This window comes from Limosilactobacillus reuteri (assembly GCF_002254085.1).
In the GTDB taxonomy this organism is placed as follows: Bacteria; Bacillota; Bacilli; order Lactobacillales; family Lactobacillaceae; genus Limosilactobacillus; species Limosilactobacillus reuteri_K.
In genome coordinates this window covers 29,562-51,969 of record NZ_NGPY01000092.1, presented here as the reverse complement: position 1 = coordinate 51,969, position 22,408 = coordinate 29,562, and the positions used below count along the sequence as shown (strand labels likewise).

At 39.1% G+C, this 22,408-nt stretch carries 22 protein-coding genes; 15 read left to right on the top strand and 7 right to left on the bottom strand.

What is annotated here, in order from left to right:
• Position 1 precedes the first annotated feature (1 nt).
• From sufD to CBG10_RS10800, 6 genes are read left to right on the top strand one after another with little or no spacing between them, the layout of a single operon-like run.
• Entirely contained in the window at positions 2 to 1,291 is a 1,290-nt protein-coding gene (gene sufD, locus CBG10_RS10825; RefSeq protein ID WP_094500841.1) for a Fe-S cluster assembly protein SufD, read from the top strand.
• Positions 1,272 to 2,510, top strand: coding sequence for an aminotransferase class V-fold PLP-dependent enzyme (locus CBG10_RS10820; RefSeq protein ID WP_094512575.1), 1,239 nt, complete (start codon positions 1,272 to 1,274; stop codon positions 2,508 to 2,510). The genes sufD and CBG10_RS10820 overlap by 20 nt, the downstream gene beginning before the upstream one ends.
• Positions 2,497 to 2,958, top strand: coding sequence for a Fe-S cluster assembly sulfur transfer protein SufU (gene sufU, locus CBG10_RS10815; protein ID WP_003666149.1), 462 nt, complete (start codon positions 2,497 to 2,499; stop codon positions 2,956 to 2,958). Before CBG10_RS10820 ends, sufU begins: the two co-directional genes overlap by 14 nt.
• Complete coding sequence (sufB, locus tag CBG10_RS10810) at positions 2,951 to 4,360, top strand: Fe-S cluster assembly protein SufB (protein WP_094512574.1); 1,410 nt, start codon at positions 2,951 to 2,953, stop codon at positions 4,358 to 4,360. The genes sufU and sufB overlap by 8 nt, the downstream gene beginning before the upstream one ends.
• 32 nt (positions 4,361 to 4,392) lie before the next feature.
• Entirely contained in the window at positions 4,393 to 4,725 is a 333-nt protein-coding gene (locus CBG10_RS10805) for a metal-sulfur cluster assembly factor (RefSeq protein ID WP_094500835.1), read from the top strand.
• A 16-nt stretch (positions 4,726 to 4,741) separates the two neighbouring features.
• Positions 4,742 to 5,632, top strand: coding sequence for a helix-turn-helix domain-containing protein (locus CBG10_RS10800; RefSeq protein WP_094509522.1), 891 nt, complete (start codon positions 4,742 to 4,744; stop codon positions 5,630 to 5,632).
• Positions 5,633 to 5,686: 54 nt separating this feature from the next.
• Here CBG10_RS10800 and CBG10_RS10795 read toward each other — a convergent pair whose 3' ends face one another.
• On the bottom strand, positions 5,687 to 6,340 hold the full coding sequence (locus CBG10_RS10795) for a response regulator transcription factor (RefSeq protein WP_225359368.1): 654 nt from the start codon (positions 6,338 to 6,340) through the stop codon (positions 5,687 to 5,689).
• Between the two features lie 485 nt (positions 6,341 to 6,825).
• Between CBG10_RS10795 and CBG10_RS10785 the strand changes: the two genes are divergently transcribed.
• Positions 6,826 to 7,062, top strand: a complete 237-nt coding sequence (locus CBG10_RS10785) for a cytochrome b5 domain-containing protein (RefSeq protein WP_019251738.1) — start codon at positions 6,826 to 6,828, stop codon at positions 7,060 to 7,062.
• A gap of 57 nt (positions 7,063 to 7,119) precedes the next feature.
• Here CBG10_RS10785 and CBG10_RS10780 read toward each other — a convergent pair whose 3' ends face one another.
• Positions 7,120 to 7,932: a Cof-type HAD-IIB family hydrolase gene (locus CBG10_RS10780; protein ID WP_094512606.1), complete on the bottom strand. Its 813-nt coding sequence runs from the start codon at positions 7,930 to 7,932 to the stop codon at positions 7,120 to 7,122.
• 143 nt (positions 7,933 to 8,075) lie between these two features.
• Here CBG10_RS10780 and CBG10_RS10775 point away from each other — a divergent pair, with 143 nt between their 5' ends.
• From CBG10_RS10775 to CBG10_RS10745, 7 genes are all read left to right on the top strand, one after another.
• A complete protein-coding gene (locus tag CBG10_RS10775) occupies positions 8,076 to 9,443 on the top strand; it encodes an RsmB/NOP family class I SAM-dependent RNA methyltransferase (protein WP_094512573.1) in 1,368 nt (455 codons plus the stop codon).
• 19 nt (positions 9,444 to 9,462) lie between these two features.
• Positions 9,463 to 10,329, top strand: a complete 867-nt coding sequence (locus CBG10_RS10770; RefSeq protein WP_003666162.1) for an SPFH domain-containing protein — start codon at positions 9,463 to 9,465, stop codon at positions 10,327 to 10,329.
• A complete protein-coding gene (locus CBG10_RS10765; protein WP_094512571.1) occupies positions 10,330 to 12,093 on the top strand; it encodes a sensor histidine kinase in 1,764 nt (587 codons plus the stop codon). It begins immediately after the preceding gene.
• Positions 12,074 to 12,805, top strand: coding sequence for a LytR/AlgR family response regulator transcription factor (locus CBG10_RS10760; protein WP_003666167.1), 732 nt, complete (start codon positions 12,074 to 12,076; stop codon positions 12,803 to 12,805). Before CBG10_RS10765 ends, CBG10_RS10760 begins: the two co-directional genes overlap by 20 nt.
• 202 nt (positions 12,806 to 13,007) lie before the next feature.
• A complete protein-coding gene (locus tag CBG10_RS10755) occupies positions 13,008 to 13,427 on the top strand; it encodes a CidA/LrgA family protein (RefSeq protein ID WP_094512570.1) in 420 nt (139 codons plus the stop codon).
• The gene (locus CBG10_RS10750) at positions 13,420 to 14,160 is read left to right on the top strand and encodes an LrgB family protein (protein ID WP_094500817.1); all 741 of its coding nucleotides are present in this window, start codon (positions 13,420 to 13,422) and stop codon (positions 14,158 to 14,160) included. Before CBG10_RS10755 ends, CBG10_RS10750 begins: the two co-directional genes overlap by 8 nt.
• Before the next feature lie 27 nt (positions 14,161 to 14,187).
• Entirely contained in the window at positions 14,188 to 15,162 is a 975-nt protein-coding gene (locus CBG10_RS10745) for an L-lactate dehydrogenase (protein WP_094512569.1), read from the top strand.
• A gap of 74 nt (positions 15,163 to 15,236) precedes the next feature.
• Here the strand turns inward: CBG10_RS10745 and scrK are convergent, their stop codons facing one another.
• Both scrK and CBG10_RS10735 read right to left on the bottom strand, forming a co-directional pair.
• On the bottom strand, positions 15,237 to 16,115 hold the full coding sequence (scrK, locus tag CBG10_RS10740) for a fructokinase ScrK (protein ID WP_003666173.1): 879 nt from the start codon (positions 16,113 to 16,115) through the stop codon (positions 15,237 to 15,239).
• Between the two features lie 121 nt (positions 16,116 to 16,236).
• A complete protein-coding gene (locus CBG10_RS10735; protein WP_094500813.1) occupies positions 16,237 to 17,256 on the bottom strand; it encodes a LacI family DNA-binding transcriptional regulator in 1,020 nt (339 codons plus the stop codon).
• A 163-nt stretch (positions 17,257 to 17,419) separates the two neighbouring features.
• Here CBG10_RS10735 and CBG10_RS10730 point away from each other — a divergent pair, with 163 nt between their 5' ends.
• Positions 17,420 to 19,609, top strand: a complete 2,190-nt coding sequence (locus tag CBG10_RS10730; RefSeq protein WP_094512568.1) for an alpha-galactosidase — start codon at positions 17,420 to 17,422, stop codon at positions 19,607 to 19,609.
• A 44-nt stretch (positions 19,610 to 19,653) separates the two neighbouring features.
• Here CBG10_RS10730 and CBG10_RS10725 read toward each other — a convergent pair whose 3' ends face one another.
• From CBG10_RS10725 to CBG10_RS10715, 3 genes are read right to left on the bottom strand one after another with little or no spacing between them, the layout of a single operon-like run.
• Positions 19,654 to 20,142, bottom strand: coding sequence for a DUF1440 domain-containing protein (locus CBG10_RS10725; RefSeq protein WP_003666180.1), 489 nt, complete (start codon positions 20,140 to 20,142; stop codon positions 19,654 to 19,656).
• Between the two features lie 60 nt (positions 20,143 to 20,202).
• Positions 20,203 to 21,249 (bottom strand): type 2 isopentenyl-diphosphate Delta-isomerase, encoded by a 1,047-nt coding sequence (gene fni / locus CBG10_RS10720; protein ID WP_094512566.1) that lies wholly within the window; start codon positions 21,247 to 21,249, stop codon positions 20,203 to 20,205.
• Positions 21,250 to 21,264: 15 nt separating this feature from the next.
• Complete coding sequence (locus CBG10_RS10715) at positions 21,265 to 22,392, bottom strand: phosphomevalonate kinase (RefSeq protein ID WP_094509539.1); 1,128 nt, start codon at positions 22,390 to 22,392, stop codon at positions 21,265 to 21,267.
• Positions 22,393 to 22,408 lie beyond the last annotated feature (16 nt).

Here is a 22,408-nt window from a genome sequence, read left to right as displayed (position 1 = left end):
GATGACAGAATTAAACTCAGCAAAAGAACAAATACTTGCTGCTAGTAAGGCAAATAATGAACCTCAGCAATTGATTGATCGCCGGCTTAATGCTCGTGAGCTAATGGAAAAGCTCCGTTTGCCACGGATGCAACGGTTCGATTTTCGGACTTGGCCCCTGATTGCGGATCAGCCATTGAAATGGATTAAATCAGACACTAACCTAGTTGAAAAACCTACCGCCGATGATGAAGTAATTAAGGTAACCCAGTTTGGGCAAACTTTGCTCCATGTTAACTTGCCACAAAAGCTTCAAGAGCAAGGTGTTATTTTAACAGATATCTTTACTGCTGCTCGCAAATATCCTGAACTTTTCAATAAGTACTTCATGACTGCAATCAACCCTGAAGAAAACCGCTTAACTGCTTATCATCTTGCTTACCTTAATGCTGGTCTCTTCCTCTATATTCCAAAAAACGTTGAAATTGAAAAACCAATTGAGGCCGAGATTATTCAGGATAGCACTCAAGACGAGCCCCTGATTTCGCATATTCTAGTAATTGCCGATCGTGGCAGCCGAATTAAATTTATCCAACACCTTACAACGGTTGGTGATCATGAAAATGCCGCTAATATGATGATTGAATTAATGGCGCAGGAAAATAGTGAGATCGACTTTTCTTCCTTAGATGAATTCGGCCCTCATACCCATACTTACTTTAAGCGACGTGCCGATATTGGCAAAGATGCACATGTTGAATGGGCAGTCGGCTTGATGAATGATGGTGCCACAGTTGGTGACATGGATTCCGAATTACTAGGTGATGGGGGTTATGCTAATTCAAAGATGATTGCCGTAACTACTCGTGACCAAGAAGTTGGCGTCAACAACCGCGTTACTAACCACGGCAAGCATACTACCGGATTGATAAACCAGCGAGGTGTCATTCTTGAAAAGTCTGAATTGATTTTTAATGGAATTGGGCAAATTATTCATGGTGCTCATGGTGCGAAGGCTGACCAACAAAATCGGGTATTGATTATGTCAGATCAAGCACGGGGGGATGCTAACCCAATTCTGCTGATTGACGAAAATGATGTTGAGGCTGGACACGCAGCTAGCGTTGGCCCGGTTGATCAGCAACAAATGTATTACTTAATGAGCCGGGGAATTCCGCGTGCACAAGCAGAACGAATGGTTATTCGAGGATTCCTAGGAGCAGTCTTGAGTGCAATCCCAGCAGCGGACGTCCGGAATAAGTTGATTACAATTCTTGAAAGGAAGCTCGCCGATGGACAACAATACGAATAATTATTTAGCTGATTTTCCAGCGCTTAATCAGCGGGTTAATGATGAACGCTTAGCCTACCTTGATAATGCTGCGACCGTTCAGCGTCCGCGTCAGGTAATTCAGGCACTTGTTAATTTTTATGATCAAGATAATGCAAATGTTCATCGAGGAGTTCATACCCTAGCAGAACGTGCCACTAAGGATTATGAAGAAGCGCGAAAAAAAGTGCAAAAGTTTATTAACGCGTCGAGTGCTAATGAGATTATCTTTACAAAGGGGTGTACGGATGGGTTGAATCTCGTCGCTACAACCTATGGCGAACAAAATATTCAGCCTGGTGATGAGATTGTCATTTCAATTATGGAACACCATAGTAACCTTATTCCTTGGCAACAATTAGCTAAGAAAAAGGGTGCTACCCTGAAGTATATTGAATTAACTCCAGATGGCGAACTTGATCTTGCAGATGCTAAAAAGAAAATTACCGATATGACAAAGATTGTGGCAGTAGCTCATGCCAGTAATGTATTAGGGACAGTGACACCCTTGAAAGAATTAGCAACGCTTGCGCACCAACATGGGGCAATCGTTGTCGGTGATGGAGCGCAAGCGGTTCCTCATATGCCAGTCGATGTACAAGACCTTGATGTTGACTTCTATGCTTTCTCTGGTCATAAGATGATGAGTCCAATGGGAATTGGGGTTTTATACGGAAAAGAGAATTTATTACGAGCGATGCCTCCTTACCAATATGGTGGGGAAATGATTAACGATGTTCACCGTGATGAGAGTACATGGGCTGATATCCCGTTTAAGTTTGAAGCCGGAACCCAAAATATTGCGGGGGCAGTTGGGCTAGGAGCCGCGATTGATTATTTAAATGGTGTTGGAATGGATAGAATTGTGCAAAAAGAACAGGAACTTGTTAACTATGTTTTGCCCAAGTTAATCGCTATTCCAGATGTCGAAGTTTATGGTCCACAATCACCAGCAAAGCATACGGGGGTAATTGCCTTTAATATCAAAGGCCTTCATCCCCATGATGTTGCTACGGCTCTTGATATGGATGGGGTAGCAGTTCGCGCTGGTCACCACTGTGCGCAACCGCTCATGGAAGACTTAGGAGTAGCGGCAACCGCGCGTGCCAGTTTCTATTTTTACAATACTAAAGAAGATGCTGATCAATTAATTAACGCAATCAAGGAAACAAAGGAGTTCTTTAACATTGGGACTATCTAAGTTAAATGGTTTATACCGTGAAGTGATTCTCGATTATGCTGATCATCCACATAATAAAGGGCAATTAGCAACTACTACGAATGCAATGACCCTTCATAATCCTACTTGTGGAGATACGATTAATCTTCAGGTCGAAGTAGAAGATAACAAAATCAAAAATATTGCCTATACTGGTGATGGCTGTACCATTAGTCAAGCATCGGCAAGCATGATGACCGATGCTGTTAAGGGAAAAACAACTGAAGAAGCCCTTGCGATGGCTAAAACTTTTTCTGATATGGCAATTGGTAAAGAACATTCAAAAGCTGATTTGGATCAACTAGGGGATGCCCAAATTCTTACCAGTATCATGGAATTTCCAGCTCGAATAAAGTGTGCCACGCTTTCATGGTGGGCATTACAACGAGCACTGTTGAAAGATAGCAAGGAGGAAGAAAATAATGAGTAATGATGCAGCTAGCATTATAAATAATAGTGACCAGTATGAATACGGCTTTCACGATGACGTTGAGCCGGAATATTCAACTGGAAGAGGATTAACAGAAGAAACCGTCCGCAAAATTTCAGCTGCTAAGCATGAACCTAAATGGATGCTAGATTACCGGCTTAAGGCCTACAAGATTTATAAAGAATTGCCGATGCCAAAATTTGGGCCAGATTTATCAGAGTTAGACCTGAAGAACATGCTTTACTACCAAAAGATGACCGATAAAAAGTTTCGCGACTGGGATGATGTGCCTGAAGATTTAAAACGGACTTTTGATCGATTAGGAGTTCCAGAAGCAGAACGAAAATACCTTGCCGGTTCATCTGCTCAATATGAATCCGAAGTTGTCTATCATAATATGAAAAATGAATTTGAAAAGCTGGGGATTATTTTTACTGATACGGATACAGCCTTAAAAGAATACCCAGAATTATTTAAGAAATGGTTTGGTAAATTAGTTCAACCAACTGATAATAAGTTTGCGGCCCTAAATGCATCAGTATGGTCGGGTGGCTCATTCATTTATGTACCAAAGGGCGTTAAGACAAAGACACCAATTCAATCATACTTCCGGCTTAATGCGGAGAACTCAGGACAATTTGAACGAACCTTGATTATTGTTGACGAAGGAGCAAGTGTTGATTATGTTGAAGGATGTACTGCTCCTAATTACTCTTCTGATAGTCTCCATGCTGCGGTTGTTGAGGTTAATGTCTGCAAGGATGCCTATTGCCGCTACACAACTATTCAAAACTGGTCTGATAATGTTTATAGTCTGGAAACAAAACGGGCTGCAGCGGCAGAAAATGCAACCATGGAATGGGTCGATGGGAACCTTGGCTCAAAAGTCACGATGAAGTACCCAAGCGTCTACCTTAATGGTGAGGGGGCACGGGGAACCATGCTTTCCATCGCAGTTGCCAGCGACGGAATCCACCAAGATTCGGGAGCCCGAATGATCCACAATGCTAAAAACACATCTAGTTCAATTGTTTCAAAATCAATTGCTAAGACGGGTGGCTCAACTGATTATCGTGGAACAGTCCGCTTTGGTAAGCACTCTGATGGCTCTAAAGCCCACGTTGAATGTGATACGATCATTATGGACGACCAATCATCATCAGATACGATTCCATATAATGAAATTGACAATGCCCATGTCGCAATGGAACATGAGGCTAAAGTATCTAAGATCTCTGAAGAACAACTTTACTATCTTATGAGTAGGGGGATTTCAGAAGCAAAGGCAACTGAAATGATTATTATGGGCTTCGTGGAACCATTTACAAAGCAATTACCAATGGAATATGCAGTTGAATTGAACCGTTTGATTAGCTTTGAGATGGAAGGTTCAATTGGTTAATTGAATTAACAAATAAGTTTGGAGGAACGTTTATGGCTGACGAAAAAGATACCCCCTTTTCACCAATTGAAAATAAAGTGATGGATGCTTTGGAAGAAGTTATTGATCCAGAATTGGGAATTGACCTTGTTAATCTTGGCCTTATTTACGATGTTAAGGTTGATAGTAATGGTGAATGTACGGTTACAATGACTTTAACGACAATGGGCTGTCCATTAGGCGATATCTTAAACCGGGATATTACCAATGCAGTTACTTCTGTTGAAGGTGTAACTAAATGTAATATTAACCTTGTGTGGGAGCCAGTCTGGGATTTGTCAAGAATGAGCAGATTTGCTAAAATTGCATTAGGAATTCACGGTTAGATATAGGAGGTCAGACATGGATATTAAACGCTTTGTTTATCAACGAAAAAGACTCGGCTACTCACAAGTTGCCTTAAGCAAGGGGATTTGTACCCAGTCGACCTTAAGTAAGTTTGAGAGTAATGGTCAGGTACCATCACTTACAATTCTAGCGCAGCTTTGCGACCGGCTAGGACTAACGATTGATGATTTAAGTAAAGACAATACGTCTTCAATTCGTTATATCCGGAGTTTGCTTGACCAGATTGAGTTAGCTTTAATGATTGAGCACTTTCCACAGGCAGTTAGCAACCTTAAGAAGATTCGGCTTGAAGGTTTGAAATCGCCGCAAGATCGGATGCAATATTATTATTTAAAAGGGATGATTTACACTTTAACTAATAATAACGCGTCGACAAGTCTCTTTAACTTTACTAAGATTTTAGATGAACTAGATGAGCAACATCGGACGATCTTTTCGCCATTAGCATATTTAGGATCAGGGATCTTATATGCACGGCAAAATTCAATGGAACATGCTGATTTCTTTTTCTCAAAGGTTATTGCATTCCTAAGATCAAAGGCAGATGAAGACTTAGCAGGTGTTGATCGAAACTATTATCTCCGGATTGTAACGATGATGTACTATGCTGCCGAGTACCATTCATTAAATAAGCGGCTAGAGGTTAGTAATCAAGTTTTGGAGGCTACGACAAAGATCTGTGCTAGCAATCATGTTACTTATTTCTTACCACGAATCAAATTACTAGAAGCAAATAATGCAATTGAGTTAGGAGAAAGCTCGAAAAAAATACGCCAACTTTTAACTGAAGCAGAGGTATTTGCTCGCTTCAATAAAAATAATGTTGTTGAAGTTCAAGTAGCTGCTCTCTTAAATAACTTTGATAAGACAATTAGTAATAAATGAAAATAATGGGAGCGAGGCAAAAGTCAGAGGTGACTTCTGTTTCACTCCCATTATCTATAGGTCTACTAATTGATGTTTAACTGCATAGTGGAGAAGTTCTGCGTGTGAAGCAAGATTTAATTTTTGCATAATCTTTGTCTTATGGGCTTCAACAGTTTTAGGGGATATAAACATCTTAGTAGCAATTTCTTTGTTAGTATATCCGAGAACAATTAACGGTAAGATTTCTTGCTCACGTTTTGAAAGAGCAATGTAATTTCCTAAATCGAAGTGTGGAGACCCGCCTTTGATAACTAATAAATCTTTCTTTGTTACCATAATATTATTGTCTAAGTATTTTTGACTATTAATAGCATGGCTTAGAGCGTGAACTAGTTCTTTTGGCGAGGAACTTTTAAAGATATAGCCATTTGCGCCATTATAAATTGCCTGATTGATGTATTGAGGTTCATTACGAGAAGAAAAAATAATAATTTTGATATTAGGGAAATGTTCGTGAATTCGTTTGATTGTGATTAGGCCATTTTCACCAGGGGGCATCGTCAAATCCATGATAACGATATCAATATCACCTTGTTCAACCCGTAATGAGGCATCTATTCCGGTTGCTTCTTCAGCAATTACTTTGAAATTATCCAGTTGCTCAACCAGATTTTTAACTGCCATTCGAATGATTGGATAATTATCCGCCACAAGTACTCTATACATCAATAAACCTGCTTTCATTCTTAAAGTTATCTCTTCTTCAGTATCTTCTTTTTGCTCATAATTATCAAGATACGAAGGTTATTTTTCACACTTGCTGAAATAGTTTCAATAAACGGCTGGAATAATTGTGAAAATTTATTGCAGAATAAAACTAATGCTGTAAAATAAAAGAGGATCATTGATGACATGACAACATCAATGGTCCACAGTAGAAGTATGTTGGCGAAAGTGATTGCAGAATCACCTTCGCCTTTTATTATACCAATTTTTTGTACTAATGTAATAAAGATTATCTTTTTATCTATAAATTATTTTATGAAAAGAATGGAAAAGGCAAGAAGAGCAATCAAAAAGCCGATTTTAATAATTTTATTAAGTTGATTGAAGAAAAAATAATAATCATCTAATAATTAATGCATTTATGGATTGTTTGATCTAGAATGTAATTATTAGCTATTCTTGAATCAGAGAAAGGTGAAGCATTGATGGCAGAAAAAACATTTACAACAACCGAGCTCGCTGAGTTCGATGGTCGAAATGGACATCCCGCATACGTTGCCGTTAAAGGGATTGTTTACGATGTCTCTAACGTTCCGCAATGGAAGGATGGTAAACACCATGGAAACCTTGCTGGTCGTGATTTAACTTCAGTAATGCCTCGTTCTATCCATCTGGAATCAGTTCTTGAAGGTATCCCTGTTGTTGGCAAACTAGTTGACTAGGAATAACTATGTAAAAAGCTAGGAATTGGTAGTTTTAAACTATCTCTTCCTAGCTTTTTATATTGTAACCTTAAAATAATCGCGTAAGTATTTTGCCAGCCCATTGTGTTCGTTATCAATTGGTGTCACATCATTGGCAATGCTCTTCAACTCAGGAATCGCGTTATGCATTGCAACACCACGTCCCGCTGCATCAAGCATTTCCAAATCATTATGTTCGTCACCAAACGCAATAATATTTTGGCGGTCAATTTGGTACTGTTTAGCAATATAGAACATTCCTGATTCTTTATGCGTGCCACGATGGATCAGTTCTAAGATGTTGTAAGGGCCACCCCATACTCGTGGTTCAACGAAATCGCCGTATTTTTTATTAACTGCCTTAATGATTTCTTCTTGGTGTTCCGGTTCATATTGGATTGTCATTGCAATTGGATTGCCTGATAAGTTAGCCGCAGTTAGGATTTGATCATCGCGCAACTTGTTTGGTAAGAATTCAGGTAAATCATTACTAGCTTGATTAGCCCATACATGATGTTTATTTTCAACGGTAATTGTTTTAATCCCTAGTTCTTTCCGGTGGGCTAGGAGGTCTAAGGCTAGCTCTCGTGTTAATTCAACATCATATTCTTTATCCCAGTGTTCATGAGGTATATGTGTTAAGGCCCCATTAAAGTTTACCATCGGGGTCTTAATTCCAATTTCATCGTAAATGTGTTTGGCAATCCGGTAAGGACGACCAGTAATGATGCTGACAATATGTCCATCCCGGGCAAGGGCACGTAAAGTTATAATTGTCTCATTTGTTAATTTTGATTGATTATTTAATGTTGTGCCATCAAGATCAAGCGCGATCAAGTGTTGATCCATTACCATCTCACTTCTCTTTCCATAAAAAATTCAATTACAATATTGTAAACAAAAACTTAACACTTTGCCAAGTATTTTGACTTAAAAAGACTAAAAAATACGTTACAATAAAGATATTACGATAAAGAGGAGCGAAAAATAACGTGCAATTACCAAATGAATTTGTCACGAAATACAAAAAACTAATGGGAGCAGAGGCCGATGAGTTTTTATCAGCACTTGCCCAGTCAAGTTATAGTGGTTTTCGCGAGAATCCATTAAAGAACGGACAACCAGTTGCAACAATTGAAAAAGCTACGGGGAAAGTACCATATGTGCCGACAGGATATTATGGCCAAGTGAATGGAAAATCATTAGACCATGTTACTGGATGGGTATATAGTCAAGAGCCGTCAGCAATGTTTGTAGGAGAAGTGGTTAACCCACAAGCAGGAGAACGTGTGCTAGACTTGTGTGCAGCTCCAGGAGGCAAAACAACCCACCTCATCGCTAAAATGAACAATCAGGGGCTATTAGTTGCTAATGAAATTTTCCCTAAACGGGCGAAGATTTTGGCGGAAAACTTGGAACGATGGGGTGCAAAAAATGCAGTTGTCACTAGTGAAAGTCCCGCAGATTTAGAAAAACAATTTCCCCAATATTTTGACCGAATTCTTGTTGACGCGCCTTGTTCTGGAGAAGGAATGTTTAGAAAAGAGCCCGCTGGAATTGAATATTGGTCACCAGAATACCCCGCTGAGTGTGCTAACCGCCAGCAAAAGATCTTAGCATCCGCAATGAAAATGCTAAAGCCAGGAGGAACATTAGTCTATTCGACCTGTACTTTTGCACCAGAAGAGGATGAACAAAACATTTCATGGCTGCTCAATAACTATCCAGACTTGAAACTTATCCCAATCGAAAAGGTGTCCGGAATGGATGATGGCCGTCCGGAATGGGGGGATGGCAATGAAGAGTTGAAAAAGACAGTCCGATTATTCCCGCACCATCTCAAGGGGGAAGGACATTTCATTGCTAAGTTAGTAAATGGTGAACCAGAGTCAACTGATAAAAAGCGCAAAAAGAAGAATAAGCGGAAAAAACAATCGATTGTTAAACCAGACAAAGAACAGGTCAAACTCTTTAACCAGTTTGCTACAAGCGTTTTTCCAGACTATCAACCACACCAACTGATTTTATTTGGTGACCAGCTCTATGATTTGCCATTAGAAGAGGACAAGATCGAGGGACTAAATGTACTCCGACCTGGACTTCACCTCGGCACTTTTAAGAAAAAGCGATTTGAACCAGCGTTGGCATGGGCTCTTGCCAGCTTACCACAGGAGGCAAACCGGATCATTGAACTAAGCCAGGAACAGTGGCATCAATATGTCCATGGGGATGTAATCAATATTGATGCTGACCTTCCGAATGGTTGGTACTTATTAGTATGTGAGGAACATACTACTGGATTTGGAAAGTTGGTCGGTAAAACAATCAAAAACTTTTATCCCAAGGGGTTACGTTTTTAAATTAGGAGGATTATCGAATATGAAGGAAAAAGTAGCCTTTCACGTTAACGGCTACCTCGGGTTACTCGGGGCGATTATTATCGGTTTAATTAGTCTCTGGTTGATGTTTGTTGGTTTTACGCGTAATTTTCCGGTGATTCTGACAATTGGAATTATTTTATTCTTGATTGTGATTCTTTTTAGTACATCATTGACAATTATTCAGCCAAATGAAGCCAAAGTTTTAACTTTTTTTGGTAATTATATTGGAACTATTCGTGATGCAGGCTTATTTATGACGGTACCATTTACAAATAAGGAGACTGTTTCTCTACGTGTTTGCAATTTTAATAGTCAGATTTTAAAGGTCAATGATTCAAAGGGTAATCCAGTTGAAATTGCGGCCGTTATTGTCTACAAAGTTGTTGATACCGCAAAAGCGCTATTTTCGGTTGATGATTATGAGCAATTTGTTCAAATTCAAAGCGAGTCTGCGGTTCGTCATGTTGCTAGTGAATATCCATATGATAGTTTTGAAGATCAAGATGCAATTACCCTTCGCGGGAATCCAACCGAAGTATCAGAGCGGTTAACTGCTGAACTGCAAGAACGGTTAAACGTAGCGGGGGTCAAAATTATTGAAACACGGTTGACCCACTTAGCCTACGCAACTGAAATAGCCAGTGCCATGCTGCAAAAACAACAGTCATCGGCAATCCTATCAGCGCGAAAGATAATTGTTGAAGGAGCTGTTTCAATTACTGAAGAAGCAATTGAACGACTAAGCAAGGAAGCCAACCTTGATTTAACAGATGAGCAACGTTTGCAAATCATCAATAACATTATGGTAGCAATTATTAGTGAACGGGGCACGCAACCAGTAATAAATACAGGGACACAAGGATAAATGATATATTTAACAATTTTAATGGCAGAGCGGGTTGGTTTAATTATTATTCTAGCGTTTTTGCTAGTTAGTGTGCCCTTATTCCGCCGCCTGTTATTTAATCAAACCATTAGTGCCAAAATTCAACTAACGATTCTTTTTTCTATTTTTGCTATTATGGCTAATATGACCGGAATAGAGATTGACGCAAATAACCAGTTGCATAACAAAATCATTCTTACGGCCATTTCAACAAATGACTCGATTGTTAATGCCCGAATTTTAGCTGTTTCAGTTGCTGGAATTATCGGTGGGCCATGGGTCGGTAGTTTAGTAGGGTTAGTAGCAGGGGTCCATCGGATTATTCAAGGTGCACCCCTGCAAGGTTGGTTTTATGTGCCCAGCTCAGTTTTGATTGGGGCGCTTTCTGGTTTTTTGTATCATGATCGAAAAAGTTATTTTAAGGTAATGACGCCGTGGCATGGTTTTATTGTGGGAATTTTGATGGAAAGTATTCAAATGCTTTTTATCTTACTGTTCAGTCCCACGGGATGGGTCTTAGTTAAATATATTGCCCTGCCAATGATCTTGGTTAATTCGCTGGGGACATCAATTTTCTTATCAATCATCTCAATGTACCTTCACCAAGAAGAAGAACTGCGCGCTATGCAAACTCATTCTGTCTTGCAATTAACAAATGAAACCTTGCCTTATTTTCGTCAAGGATTAAATAAAAGCTCAGCGCAACAAGTAGTCAAAATCATTAAAAAATATACTAATTTCGATGCAGTGAGTATCACCGACAGACAACGAATACTGGCGCATATTGGGGCTGGTGATGATCACCATATCCCAGGAAATAGACTAGAAACTTCTTTATCCAGTAATGTAATTAAAACGGGTCAAATAAAGATCGCAAATAATAGTAAAATGATTGGTTGTATCGATCCCAATTGTCCTCTAGAAGCCGCGATTGTTGCCCCTCTGCGAATTGGAAATGAAGTTATCGGAACGTTAAAAATGTATTATACTGATCAATGGCATTTAACACCGGTTGAAATTCAATTAACAATCGGTCTATGTGAGATTTTTGCTAACCAAATTGCATTGGGTGAAGCAGAAGTACAGGCGCAATTAGTTCGAGATGCTAAGATAAAAGCCTTACAAGCACAAATAAATCCGCATTTCTTTTTTAATGCTATTAATACGATCAGTGCAATTTTACGCCGGGATCAAGAGAAAGCGCGAGAACTTCTCCTTCAACTTAGTAATTATTTCCGGGCTAACTTAATTGGGGCCCGGGAGACCGAAATTACTTTGGGACAAGAGCGAACGCAAGTCGATGCATACCTTGAACTGGAACAAACTAGGTTTCCACAGAAATATAACATTACCTTTGATCAACAAGTCGAAAATGATGTTTACCTGCCGCCATTTACAATTCAAGTATTAGTTGAAAATGCGCTTAAACATGCTTTCGGAGCACGTAAAGACCATAATAATGTTCAAATAACAATAAAGAAGCTGGGAGCGCGGTTGGAAATTCAAGTAGCTGATAATGGGGAAGGGATTGCACCGGAACTTCTTCCTAAACTTGGGAAAGAACCATTGACATCTTCAAAGGGAAGTGGAAATGCGCTATATAATTTGAATCAGCGCTTAATTGGTCTATATGATGAGCGTAGTGCCCTTCAAATTACAAGCAGTAATAAAGGAACAAAAATTAAAATTTCTTTACCATATCACACTAAGGAAGGTGCAGACAATGAAAGTCTTAATCGTTGATGATGAACCGCTTGCTCGTGAAGAACTTCATTATTTAATTCAGGGAAATAGTGAAGTTACAGAAATACTTGAAGCAGATGGGATTTTTATGGCAGAGGAACAAGTAAAAAGTGAACACCCAGATATGGTTTTCCTAGATATAAAGTTATCTGATGGAAATGGGATGGCATTAGCTGAAAAAATAAAATCATTTGATAATAGTCCTCATATTGTCTTTGCCACTGCTTACGATTCCTATGCGTTAGATGCCTTTGAAGCAGATGCAGTTGACTATATTTTGAAGCCGTTTTCTGCTAAAAGGGTCAACGAAGCAATTATGCGTGTCGCCAAATTAATTTCGCCAGAGGATGATGCTACCAAAGCTAAGAGGGAATTAAGGCAGAATCCTCGAATTTCGATTCAAAACGACGAGCGAACGATTATTTTACAGAAAAAACAAATACTTTACGTACAGGCACAGCAAGGCTTTGTTTATATCTGGACTCTTAATAAGCATAAAATCATTAGTCGACAGACGCTCACTAATATTTATGACCAATTAAAATCTCCAGAATTTTTACAGATCCATCGTAGTTTTATTGTTAATTTGAATGGCGTAACAGAGCTTCAGCCTAGTTTCAATCATACTTATGAGCTGACATTAATCGATGGCAGTAAATTACCAGTAAGTCGATCATATGTTAACACAACCAAAAAAGCATTAGGTTTATAAAAAGGATTGGTGAATTGTTTATCTTTTCACCAATCCTTTTTTGCGTAAGGCATTTTAAGCTAACTGGAGGGCATTTTAACGCAAATTTAGGTTATTTAATAGTGAAAACGAATACAAATTAAGAAAAATTAGTAAAATAGATTGTGATAAATGGTATTAACGTTAATGCCTAAACATATTTATCATGTTTAGGAGGATTATTATGAAGAAAGAAGAAAAGAAGAAAGAAGCGCCCATTTTAGTTCAAATGGGAATCTTTGCTGCAATTTTATTCGTATCACAATTAATCTCTAATCTTTTTCCTAAGGGTTTCGTTGTTCCTACACCATTAATTGGAATGATTTTATTATATATTTTATTAGCTTGCCATATTGTTAAGTTGGAACAAGTTGAAAAGTTCGGAGATTTCATGATTAGTTTAATTGCCTTTCTGTTTGTCCCATCAGGAATTCAGCTTGCTGGGAGCCTTGGTTTAATGAAAAAAGAAGGGCTACAAGATGTAATTGTTATTATTATTTCGACAATTATTTTATTAGCAGTAATTGCTTATGTTGGAGCATTCTTTATTGGGGTACATCATAAATTATTCAAGACTAACAAGGGGGAAACTGATAATGACTAATGTATTTATTACAAATCTGGCGTTACCTTTTACCGGGGTATTTATTTCATTGCTGGTCTATTTAATTGGGATGTGGCTTTTCAAAATTAGTAATGGTTTCTTCCTCTTCACTCCATTGTTAGTCGGGATGGTATTAGGAATTGTAATCTTGGCAATCTGGGCCAAGGTCGCTAATTCAACGACTGCAATAGTTTATAAAAAATTTTACCAGCCAGGCGGAAATTTGATTTTTTGGTTCTTGAACCCAGCAACAATGGCATTTGCGATTCCGCTTTATCGCCGGAATGATGTTTTTAAGAAATATTGGGTCGATGTAATTCTCACATTATTTGTGGGTGGATTCATTTCATTATTTTTGATTCAAGGAACAGCTAAATTATTTGCTCTTTCCCGTGTTTCAACCGCCGCTATGCTTCCTCAAGCAGCTACTACCGCTGTTGCGATGCCAATTGCAAAGGGAATCGGTGGTGATCCCGCGGTAACAGCGATGGCATGTATCTTAAATGCAGTTATTATTTATGCCCTTGCCGAATTCCTGATTAAGGTCTTTAGACTAAAGAAAATTTCTAAGGTCGGAACTGGTCTTGGTCTTGGATCCGCTGGTCACACTGTTGGATCTGCTAAGGCGGTTCAACTAGGGTCAATTCAGGGAGCAATGGCCGCAGTGGCAGTTGTTATCGTTTCATTAGCAATGGACATTTTGGTTCCTATTTATGCTCATCTTTTTATGTAAATTTTAATTAGGGAGAGAAAAAGAAGTATGGCGACAGAAGAACATCAAAAGGTTGTTTTAATTGGTGATGGAGTTGTGGGGTCCGCTTATGCTTTTAGCGTGATCCAGCAAGGTTTAGCTGAGGAATTAGTTATTATAAATAAGAGTAATGAGCGAAGCGTTGGGGATGCGCTAGATTTGGAAGACGCAACGCCATTTACTGCCCCAGTAAAGGTCAAGGCTGGTAGCTATCAAGATTGTAAAGATGCTGATATTGTTACTATTTGTGCAGGCGCTGCGCAAAAGCCAGGTGAAACACGGCTTAAATTAGTTGAACGTAACTTAAAGATTATGAAGGAAATCGTTCAAGAAGTAGTTAATACCGGTTTTAATGGAATCTTCTTAATTGCTGCCAACCCAGTCGATATCTTGACATATGCTGTTCAAAAAATTTCTGGCTTTCCAGCACATAAAGTTATTGGATCGGGAACTTCTCTTGATTCAGCACGCTTAAGAGTAGCGATTGGTAAAAAGCTAGCTATTGATCCCCGAGATGTTCATGTTGATATGTTAGCGGAGCATGGAGATTCAGAATTTGCTGCTTATTCTTGTGGGACAATCGGTGGAACGCCTTTAATGGATTACGTTTTAGCTAATAGACTGACAAAGCAAGAATTGTTAAAACTAGAAGAACAAGTACGTAATAAGGCTTATGAGATTATTAACCGGAAAGGTGCAACATATTATGGAGTAGCGACTGCTTTAGCGAGAATAACAAAAGCAATTTTGTACGATCAAAATACAGTATTACCCGTGAGTGCATATTTAGATGGTGAATATGGGGAAAAGGATATTTACCTCGGAACACCGGCTGTAATTGATAAAGACGGTATTCAAAAGGTAGTAGAATTACCATTAGATTCGCGTGAACAAGAGGCTTTAATTAATTCAGCATCAGTTTTGCGTGAAACGACAGCAAATGGAATGACTAAAGCGGGTCTATTGAACTATCTTTGGAAATAAACAAAATGACTAAGATTGAGGAGCAACATTTTCCTCAGTCTTAGTCATTTTTACATTATAGTGACCGATGATGGTTATTTATTTGTTTCGATTAAGTGCTTAGCCAATGCAAAATTACCGAGAGTAGCTGAGCCATTTTCTGGAACAGAAGGGTTGACAATATATTCATCGAGCGATCCAACTGGAAGATAATCGTTCCATAACATTGCAAATTGCTTTCGAACCCGTTCAAGAAAGGCTGGGCGTGAGACACTTCCACCAAAGATAATTTTTTGTGGACGCAAAATGGCAGTTACCTGAACAGCAGCTTGTGCAACGTAATATGCCATGATATCCCAAACAGGGTGATTATCGGGAACATCTTCGCCACTAATACCGAGCCGTGCCTTGAAAGTTGGCCCAGCTACTAATCCCTCCAAGCAATCGTGGTGGTAAGGACAGATACCAGTAAAGTTCAGATCAGCTGGGTGACGTTGTAAGCGAACATGGCCCATTTCAGGGGTACTAATTCCCCCAATAAAGCGCCCATCTTGAATTGCGCCAGCACCCACACCAGTTCCAAGGGTATAGTAAACCAAGGCCGGATTATCATACTTATCTTTTAAATTGACATATTCACCGTAAACCGAACCATTAACGTCCGTTGTCCAGTAGACGGGAATATTGAGGGCGTCAGTCATTGTACCGACAAAATTGCAATTTTGCCACTTAACTTTAGGAGTATCAGTAATATAACCGTACTTTTCACTAGCCGGATTAGTATCAATTGGTCCAAAACTGGCAATTGACAGTGCAGTCAGTTCAGGGTACTGCTTAAAAAATTCAATTGAAGCCTCTAAAGTTTCTTCGGGGGTAGTTGTAGGGATGATTTTTTTATCAATTTCATTAAAATTTTCGTCACCGACAGCACAGACAAACTTAGTACCGCCAGCTTCAATACTTCCTAATAACATAATTAAAAACCTCATTTAATTAAAGTGAACGTTTATCAATCTGATAACCATGTTTGAGTATAAACCTTAGAAAACGGTATCACAAGCACAATTACTCTCTTTTTACTTATAAAACGTTTCACTAATTCAAATTAATTTCTGAACTTTCGCGCCAAGTGGCTTTGGCGGGCAAATTAATATGAATAGGGATATCATTCGGATTATTCAGACGGTGAACTAGTCTTTGAACTGCTATTTTACCCATTGAAAAACTTGCTGGATTGATCGATGAAAGGGACGGAACTAAATATTCAGCAATATCCGAATCATTATAGCTAATGATTTGAAGGTCTTGGGGGACTTTAAGCTGATGTTGCTTTAGAGCTCGATATGCCCCGATAGTTAGTTGGTCACTAGCTATTAAGACGACCTGAAAATTATCTTTCAAAAGAGCATTCATGCTATCAAAGCCATCTTTAGGAGTCCAACCATTAAGGGCAATCAATGGAGAAATATTATGAAGTCTTGTCCACATCAAATAGGCCTTAGCTCGAATATCTTGATACGAGTCTGTTGTTTCGCCATTATTATTCATGGGATGAATATTTCCACCGATAAAGGCGATTTTATTAAGGCCATTTTCTAGTAGCTGATCAAGAACGATTTGAGTAGCTTCAAAATACGAATTACGGATAATATCGTAAGCGGGGAGGTATCGATAGTCGTCAATTAAAACGATATGGGGATTGTTTTTAGCTAAATTAGCGTAGAATTCTTGCGTAAAAACTCCAGCGACAATTACGCCATCATATTTTTGAGCGTCAGTAAATTGAAAGGCTTTATTGGGAAAACGAACAAAAGCTTTGATTTGAATATTTTGCTTGGAAGCTTCCTGAATAATTCCATCATGAACTTGAATGAAATAAGGGTCATGAGCTTCTGTCTCGAGCGAATGAGTTGTGAGTACTAGAATTGAACGAGGAGTTATCGGCGGAGTAACAGGCATGTTTAGATGGGGATGGTAATTATACTTTGCTGCTACTTTTTTAATTCGTGCTCTTGTTTGTTCACTTACTGAAAAAGATGAATCATTGCTTAAGACACGTGAAACGCTGGCAGGAGATACACCAGCCTCACGTGCTATTTTTCTGATACCAGTCATAGGGAAACCTCCTTTTAATCAATTTCTAGCATAACATATTTTTAGTAAACGTTTAGTAACCTGCAATAACAGTAAAGTGTTGTCACATCAGTTATGAAAGCGCTTGACTTAAAATAACTAAACGTTTATTATAGAATCGATTTCAAGAAAGGGGCCACAGCTAATGATTACATTCGATGAACAACAACGTGTTTTTCACTTAAAAAATAAAGAGATTTCCTATTTATTTTCAGTAGAAGAGGGAAATATTCTCAGCCACCTGTACTTTGGACCAGCGATTCGTAGCTATCATGGTGAACGCCAATATCCACGAGTTGATCGTGGATTTTCAGGAAACCTTCCTGGATCGATGGATCGAACTTATTCTAAGGATGATTTATTACAGGAATACTCGGGAAATAATACCGGAGACTATCGCGTGCCCGCAATTATTATCAAAGCAGAAAATGGTTCACGATTGACTGATTTTCGATACAAGTCTTATAAAATCTTACCGGGGAAACCCAAATTAGCTGGATTGCCGGCATCTTACGTTAAAAGTGATAAAGAAGCAGAAACGTTAGAAGTTACTTTGGTTGATGAAACAATTGGCGCGCAACTTATTCTTTCATACACTATCTATAATGAACGGCCAGTTATTACGCGGAACGCACGATTAGTGAACACAAGCAATCAAGAATTACGAATTGAAAAGATCGCCTCAATGCAACTGGATTTAACTAAACATGATTATGACGTTATCTCCGTTCCAGGACAATACGCTCTTGAACGACAACCTGAACGGCAAGAATTGCGTCGGGGAATAACAGAATTTTCTAGCCGTCGAAATTCTAGTTCTCATCATATGAATCCATTTGTGGCCTTAGTTGACAAGAACACCGATGAATTTCAGGGAAACGCTTTGGGAGTGCTCCTTGTCTACTCTGGTAATCACCAGTTTACCTTGGAAAAAGATCAGATTGACCAGATTCGCTTAATAACCGGAATTAATGATTATGACTTTGAATGGGTTCTTGAACCAGGAAAAGATTTTCAGACACCGGAAGCAATCATGGGCTTTAGTCAGCAGGGTCTAAATGGGATGTCACAAGTATTCCACAAGTTATTACGGGACCGGGTTGCTCGCGGTAAGTATCAATATGCAGACCGCCCAATTGTTATTAATAATTGGGAAGCGACCTTCTTTGACTTTGATGATAAGAAGTTAGACCAAATTATTGATGAAGCAAAGCCATTGGGAATTGAAATGTTTGTTCTTGATGACGGCTGGTTTGGCCACCGAAATGATGATAATTCATCGCTTGGTGATTGGTTTGTTAACCAGGATAAGCTTACCGGTGGATTGAAGCGAGTAGCAGACCGGACCCACGAGCATGACATGAAATTCGGCCTCTGGTTTGAGCCAGAAATGATTTCAGTCGATTCTAAGTTATATAAGGAACATCCAGACTATGCCTTACATGAACCGAACCGTGGCATGACACTTTCTCGTAATCAATTAGTACTAGACTTTAGCCGTAAAGAAGTCGTTGATAATATCTACAATCAAATGTGCTTAATTTTAGATAAGGTGCCGCTTGACTATATTAAATGGGACTTCAACCGTAATCTTACTGAGGTTTTCTCTAACGCAGCGGATGCAGAACATCAAGGAGAAGTTAGCCACCGTTATATTTTGGGTTTATATGACTTAATGGAGCGGTTGGTTACCCGTTATTCTAATATCTTGTTTGAAGGTTGTTCAGGTGGTGGTGGCCGTTTTGATGCTGGTATTCTTTACTACATGCCGCAAAGTTGGCCATCAGATGATACAGACGCGGTTGAACGGTTAAAGATTCAATACGGAACATCTTTAACTTATCCAATCTCATCTATGACGGCGCATGTATCGGTTTCACCTAACCAGCAAACTGGCCGTTCTACCAGTTTTAAGATGCGGGGCGATGTTGCCATGAGTGGGGTCTTTGGATATGAACTTGACTTAGCAGATTTGACTGAAGAGGATCGACAAATGGTAAAGGAACAAATCAATTTTTATAAGGCTCACCGCCACTTAATTCAATATGGTAACTTTATTCGCTTAGAAAGTCCTTTTGATAGCAATACAGTCGCCTGGGAATTTGTCAGTCCGGATAAGTCAGAAGCACTGCTATTTATGTTTAAGCAGTTGCATACTAACCGTTTTGAAATTAATAATACCAAGATGGCAGGGCTTGATCCAACAATTGATTATCATGATGAAATGACTGATAAGACTTATGGTGGAGATGAATTGATAAATGTCGGTTTGTTCCGTGACCCAACTCATACGGGGGACTTCACTTCCGAAGTGCATTACTTTAAAGGCGAATAGTTTAAAATAATAAAAATCCGAGAAAATTTTCTCTCGGATTTTTATTATTTTTTACTTTTTATTAATGCATCAATCGTCCACATCCAGATTGCATGTCCTAAAAATTCAGAAACATGTTCTTCAAGTGGTTGATCTTTTGCAGCAGGCACTGTTCCCATTAATGGCATTAACTTGAGATGGAAGAAATCCCAAACAGCAATCCCGAATGGTACTCCATCACCTTTTTTGATCCACGGTGCCAACTGTCCGCCAATACTATAGAGAACTCCAAAACCAGCTGAGAAACTAAAGTGAACAACATAGCTTACCCATGGCAACTGTTGGCCGGAATAGGTATAAGTAGCATGTGTAATCTGTGCTGGAACGCCAAATTGTTCAAGCATTTTTTGTGGTGGGTTTGTTTGATCTCGCTCTGGTGTCCGTGGTGGGAGAATATTTTCCCAACCAAGTTTAACAAGGCCGGCAACAAGACCAGCAGTTATACCAACTGTAATTGATTTGCCCCAATTAATTTTATTCACTTCAATCACCATCCAAACTTTTAGTTATTAAATCAATTGTATCAATCTTAATAGGAATTTCAATTATTTAGGTTAGCGTAAGTGTCGCTGACGAGCATATGATAGTAAGTCTGTTCCTAAAACATATTCAACACGTGAAAGCTCGGTAAATGATGAGCAACCAAGGAGCGCGAGCAAGCGTTTGACAATCACTTGCCATTCACCGAGCGTTTGGTCTAATGCTTCATAGCCTTCATTTTGAAGAATATTGAGGAAGTAACCAGCAACACCAACTGCCCGGGCGCCTAATACACCAGCCTTGATAACATCGAGGGGAGAAGTAATTCCGCCAGAGGCAATAATTTCAGTTTTACCGCGCCGAATTGAATGAGCTTCCAATAGTGATTCGGGAGTTGTTTGTCCCCAGTCCAATAAACTCTCAAAATTAATATCATGGTTACGCCGATTCTCAATCGCCGCAAAGTTTGTTCCACCACGTCCACTAACATTGATGAGGTGAACGTCATGGGTTTGCAGTTTGGCAATCGTCGTTTTGCTCATTCCAAAGCCAACCTCTTTTACAATAACTGGGACTTCTAGTTCACTGACAAGGTATTGGATGTTATCCAACCAATTAAAATCGCGATCACCTTCAGGCATAATTAATTCTTGAGCCGCATTGATATGCAGTTCAAGGGCATTTGCCTTCAAAAGGGAAATAGCATTTATCGCTTGGTCAAGACTGGCATTTGCACTTAAATTTGCAAGAATAATGCCATCTGGATTTTCTTCGCGAATTATTTCAAAAGATGAAAAGGATTGGGGGTCTTTTGAAATAATACTGAGAGATCCAGTTGCCATTGCCAAATGGTGCTTGTGAGCTAATTGAGCAAGTTGTTGGTTGATTTTAAGGGCTTGATCACTTCCGCCAGTCATTGCCTCAATATAAAAAGGACATTCAATTTCTAAATTATCAGCTAATTGGACATGCAAATCAACATCATCTGTCGTCATTTCAGGTAAGCTATCATGAATTAGACGCACTTGATCAAAATAATGGTGTTGATGAACCTGGTCATAATATTTGGCAGCTAATGAAAGGTGTTCGTTTTTTCGTTGGGCATGACGCGATTCCATCATGGAGCCTCCTTTGATCTACTTGTGGATGTAAGAAAGATGGTGCTTAACAGATTTCTTGAAACTTTTTGCGTTATCGATAAAGTGTACGGATAAAGGAAGTTGTTCGATATGATTTTTGGCCCAACTCTTTAAGACATTCCCAAATTTAGAGTTGCGATCAATAGCGACGATCCCACAATCACCGCCACCGGCACCAGATGTCTTAGCGGCGCCACCAAAAGATTCAGCGATTTGGCAAAGCTTAGATAATGATTCGGTTTCGATGTTTACCCCTGAATTAGTACCCAGTTGTTTTAAGAGGTCACGGTTATAACGAATTTCGTTTTTAATCGCTTCAAGATCTTGACGATGAAAACCATCAACCATTCGTTGGATACACGATTTACTTTTTTCAAGAAAATGATGATATTCAGTTTGGCGACGAGCTTTAAAAAGAGAAATTTTATCAACAAGTTGGGAAGTTGATGCTGGTTTACCAGTCCAGCCAATTAAAAGCTCTAAGTTTTTGGGAGCGGTTAGAGACTCAATATTAAGATCAGGCCAAGGTAAGTCAATGATCGTCTTTAGGTCAAGGTACTTACGTTGTTGGGCAAGCCACTGCCGATCAAATGAATGGTAGGAAATCCAACCACCGTATACAGAAGCGGCAACATCCCCCAACGAACCATTTCCTTGAACTTCAAAATGGGCAATTGCAGCTAATTTAAAGATTTGGTCCTTGTTAACGGGCAAATTATAGAACCGACAAAGGGCCTTAACAGTTGCTACAGTAACAGCCGCAGAGGAACCAAGGCCATATTTTCGACCATTAGCACTGTCTAATTGACTGTCAATATGGATATTAAATATTCGTAAGTCGCGACTAAAAGTACGAGCATATTCTTCTGTAACCCTAATAGCAGAAAGAATGTAAGAAAAAGGATTGTCACGCTTATCAACTACCATTTGGTCTCCTAAGCGTCGCCAAGATAGTTGATCGTTATTATACTGGCGACTAATAATTTGGCCAACTTCTTGCACGCTTTCCTCAATCGTACAGGTAACAAACTGATCCAATGCAACTAAAATTGCAGGATAACCATTTTCAACAACAGCATATTCACCGGCAATATATAATTTACCGGGAGCTTTTTCAGTAATCAAAATTTAAAGTCCCCTT

Bases quoted from the DNA above. Each gene is read 5' to 3' on its own strand.
- CBG10_RS10820 (WP_094512575.1), top strand. From the start codon at position 1,272: ATGGACAACAATACGAATAATTATTTAGCTGATTTTCCAGCGCTTAAT.
- CBG10_RS10765 (WP_094512571.1), top strand. From the start codon at position 10,330: ATGATATATTTAACAATTTTAATGGCAGAGCGGGTTGGTTTAATTATT.
- CBG10_RS10750 (WP_094500817.1), top strand. From the start codon at position 13,420: ATGACTAATGTATTTATTACAAATCTGGCGTTACCTTTTACCGGGGTA.
- CBG10_RS10735 (WP_094500813.1), bottom strand. From the start codon at position 17,256: ATGACTGGTATCAGAAAAATAGCACGTGAGGCTGGTGTATCTCCTGCC.
- CBG10_RS10760 (WP_003666167.1), top strand. From the start codon at position 12,074: ATGAAAGTCTTAATCGTTGATGATGAACCGCTTGCTCGTGAAGAACTT.
- scrK (WP_003666173.1), bottom strand. From the start codon at position 16,115: ATGTTATTAGGAAGTATTGAAGCTGGCGGTACTAAGTTTGTCTGTGCT.
- CBG10_RS10725 (WP_003666180.1), bottom strand. From the start codon at position 20,142: ATGGTGATTGAAGTGAATAAAATTAATTGGGGCAAATCAATTACAGTT.
- sufB (WP_094512574.1), top strand. From the start codon at position 2,951: ATGAGTAATGATGCAGCTAGCATTATAAATAATAGTGACCAGTATGAA.
- CBG10_RS10770 (WP_003666162.1), top strand. From the start codon at position 9,463: ATGAAGGAAAAAGTAGCCTTTCACGTTAACGGCTACCTCGGGTTACTC.
- CBG10_RS10800 (WP_094509522.1), top strand. From the start codon at position 4,742: ATGGATATTAAACGCTTTGTTTATCAACGAAAAAGACTCGGCTACTCA.
- CBG10_RS10805 (WP_094500835.1), top strand. From the start codon at position 4,393: ATGGCTGACGAAAAAGATACCCCCTTTTCACCAATTGAAAATAAAGTG.
- CBG10_RS10745 (WP_094512569.1), top strand. From the start codon at position 14,188: ATGGCGACAGAAGAACATCAAAAGGTTGTTTTAATTGGTGATGGAGTT.
- CBG10_RS10795 (WP_225359368.1), bottom strand. From the start codon at position 6,340: ATGTATAGAGTACTTGTGGCGGATAATTATCCAATCATTCGAATGGCA.
- CBG10_RS10785 (WP_019251738.1), top strand. From the start codon at position 6,826: ATGGCAGAAAAAACATTTACAACAACCGAGCTCGCTGAGTTCGATGGT.
- CBG10_RS10755 (WP_094512570.1), top strand. From the start codon at position 13,008: ATGAAGAAAGAAGAAAAGAAGAAAGAAGCGCCCATTTTAGTTCAAATG.
- CBG10_RS10780 (WP_094512606.1), bottom strand. From the start codon at position 7,932: ATGGATCAACACTTGATCGCGCTTGATCTTGATGGCACAACATTAAAT.
- sufD (WP_094500841.1), top strand. From the start codon at position 2: ATGACAGAATTAAACTCAGCAAAAGAACAAATACTTGCTGCTAGTAAG.
- fni (WP_094512566.1), bottom strand. From the start codon at position 21,249: ATGATGGAATCGCGTCATGCCCAACGAAAAAACGAACACCTTTCATTA.
- CBG10_RS10730 (WP_094512568.1), top strand. From the start codon at position 17,420: ATGATTACATTCGATGAACAACAACGTGTTTTTCACTTAAAAAATAAA.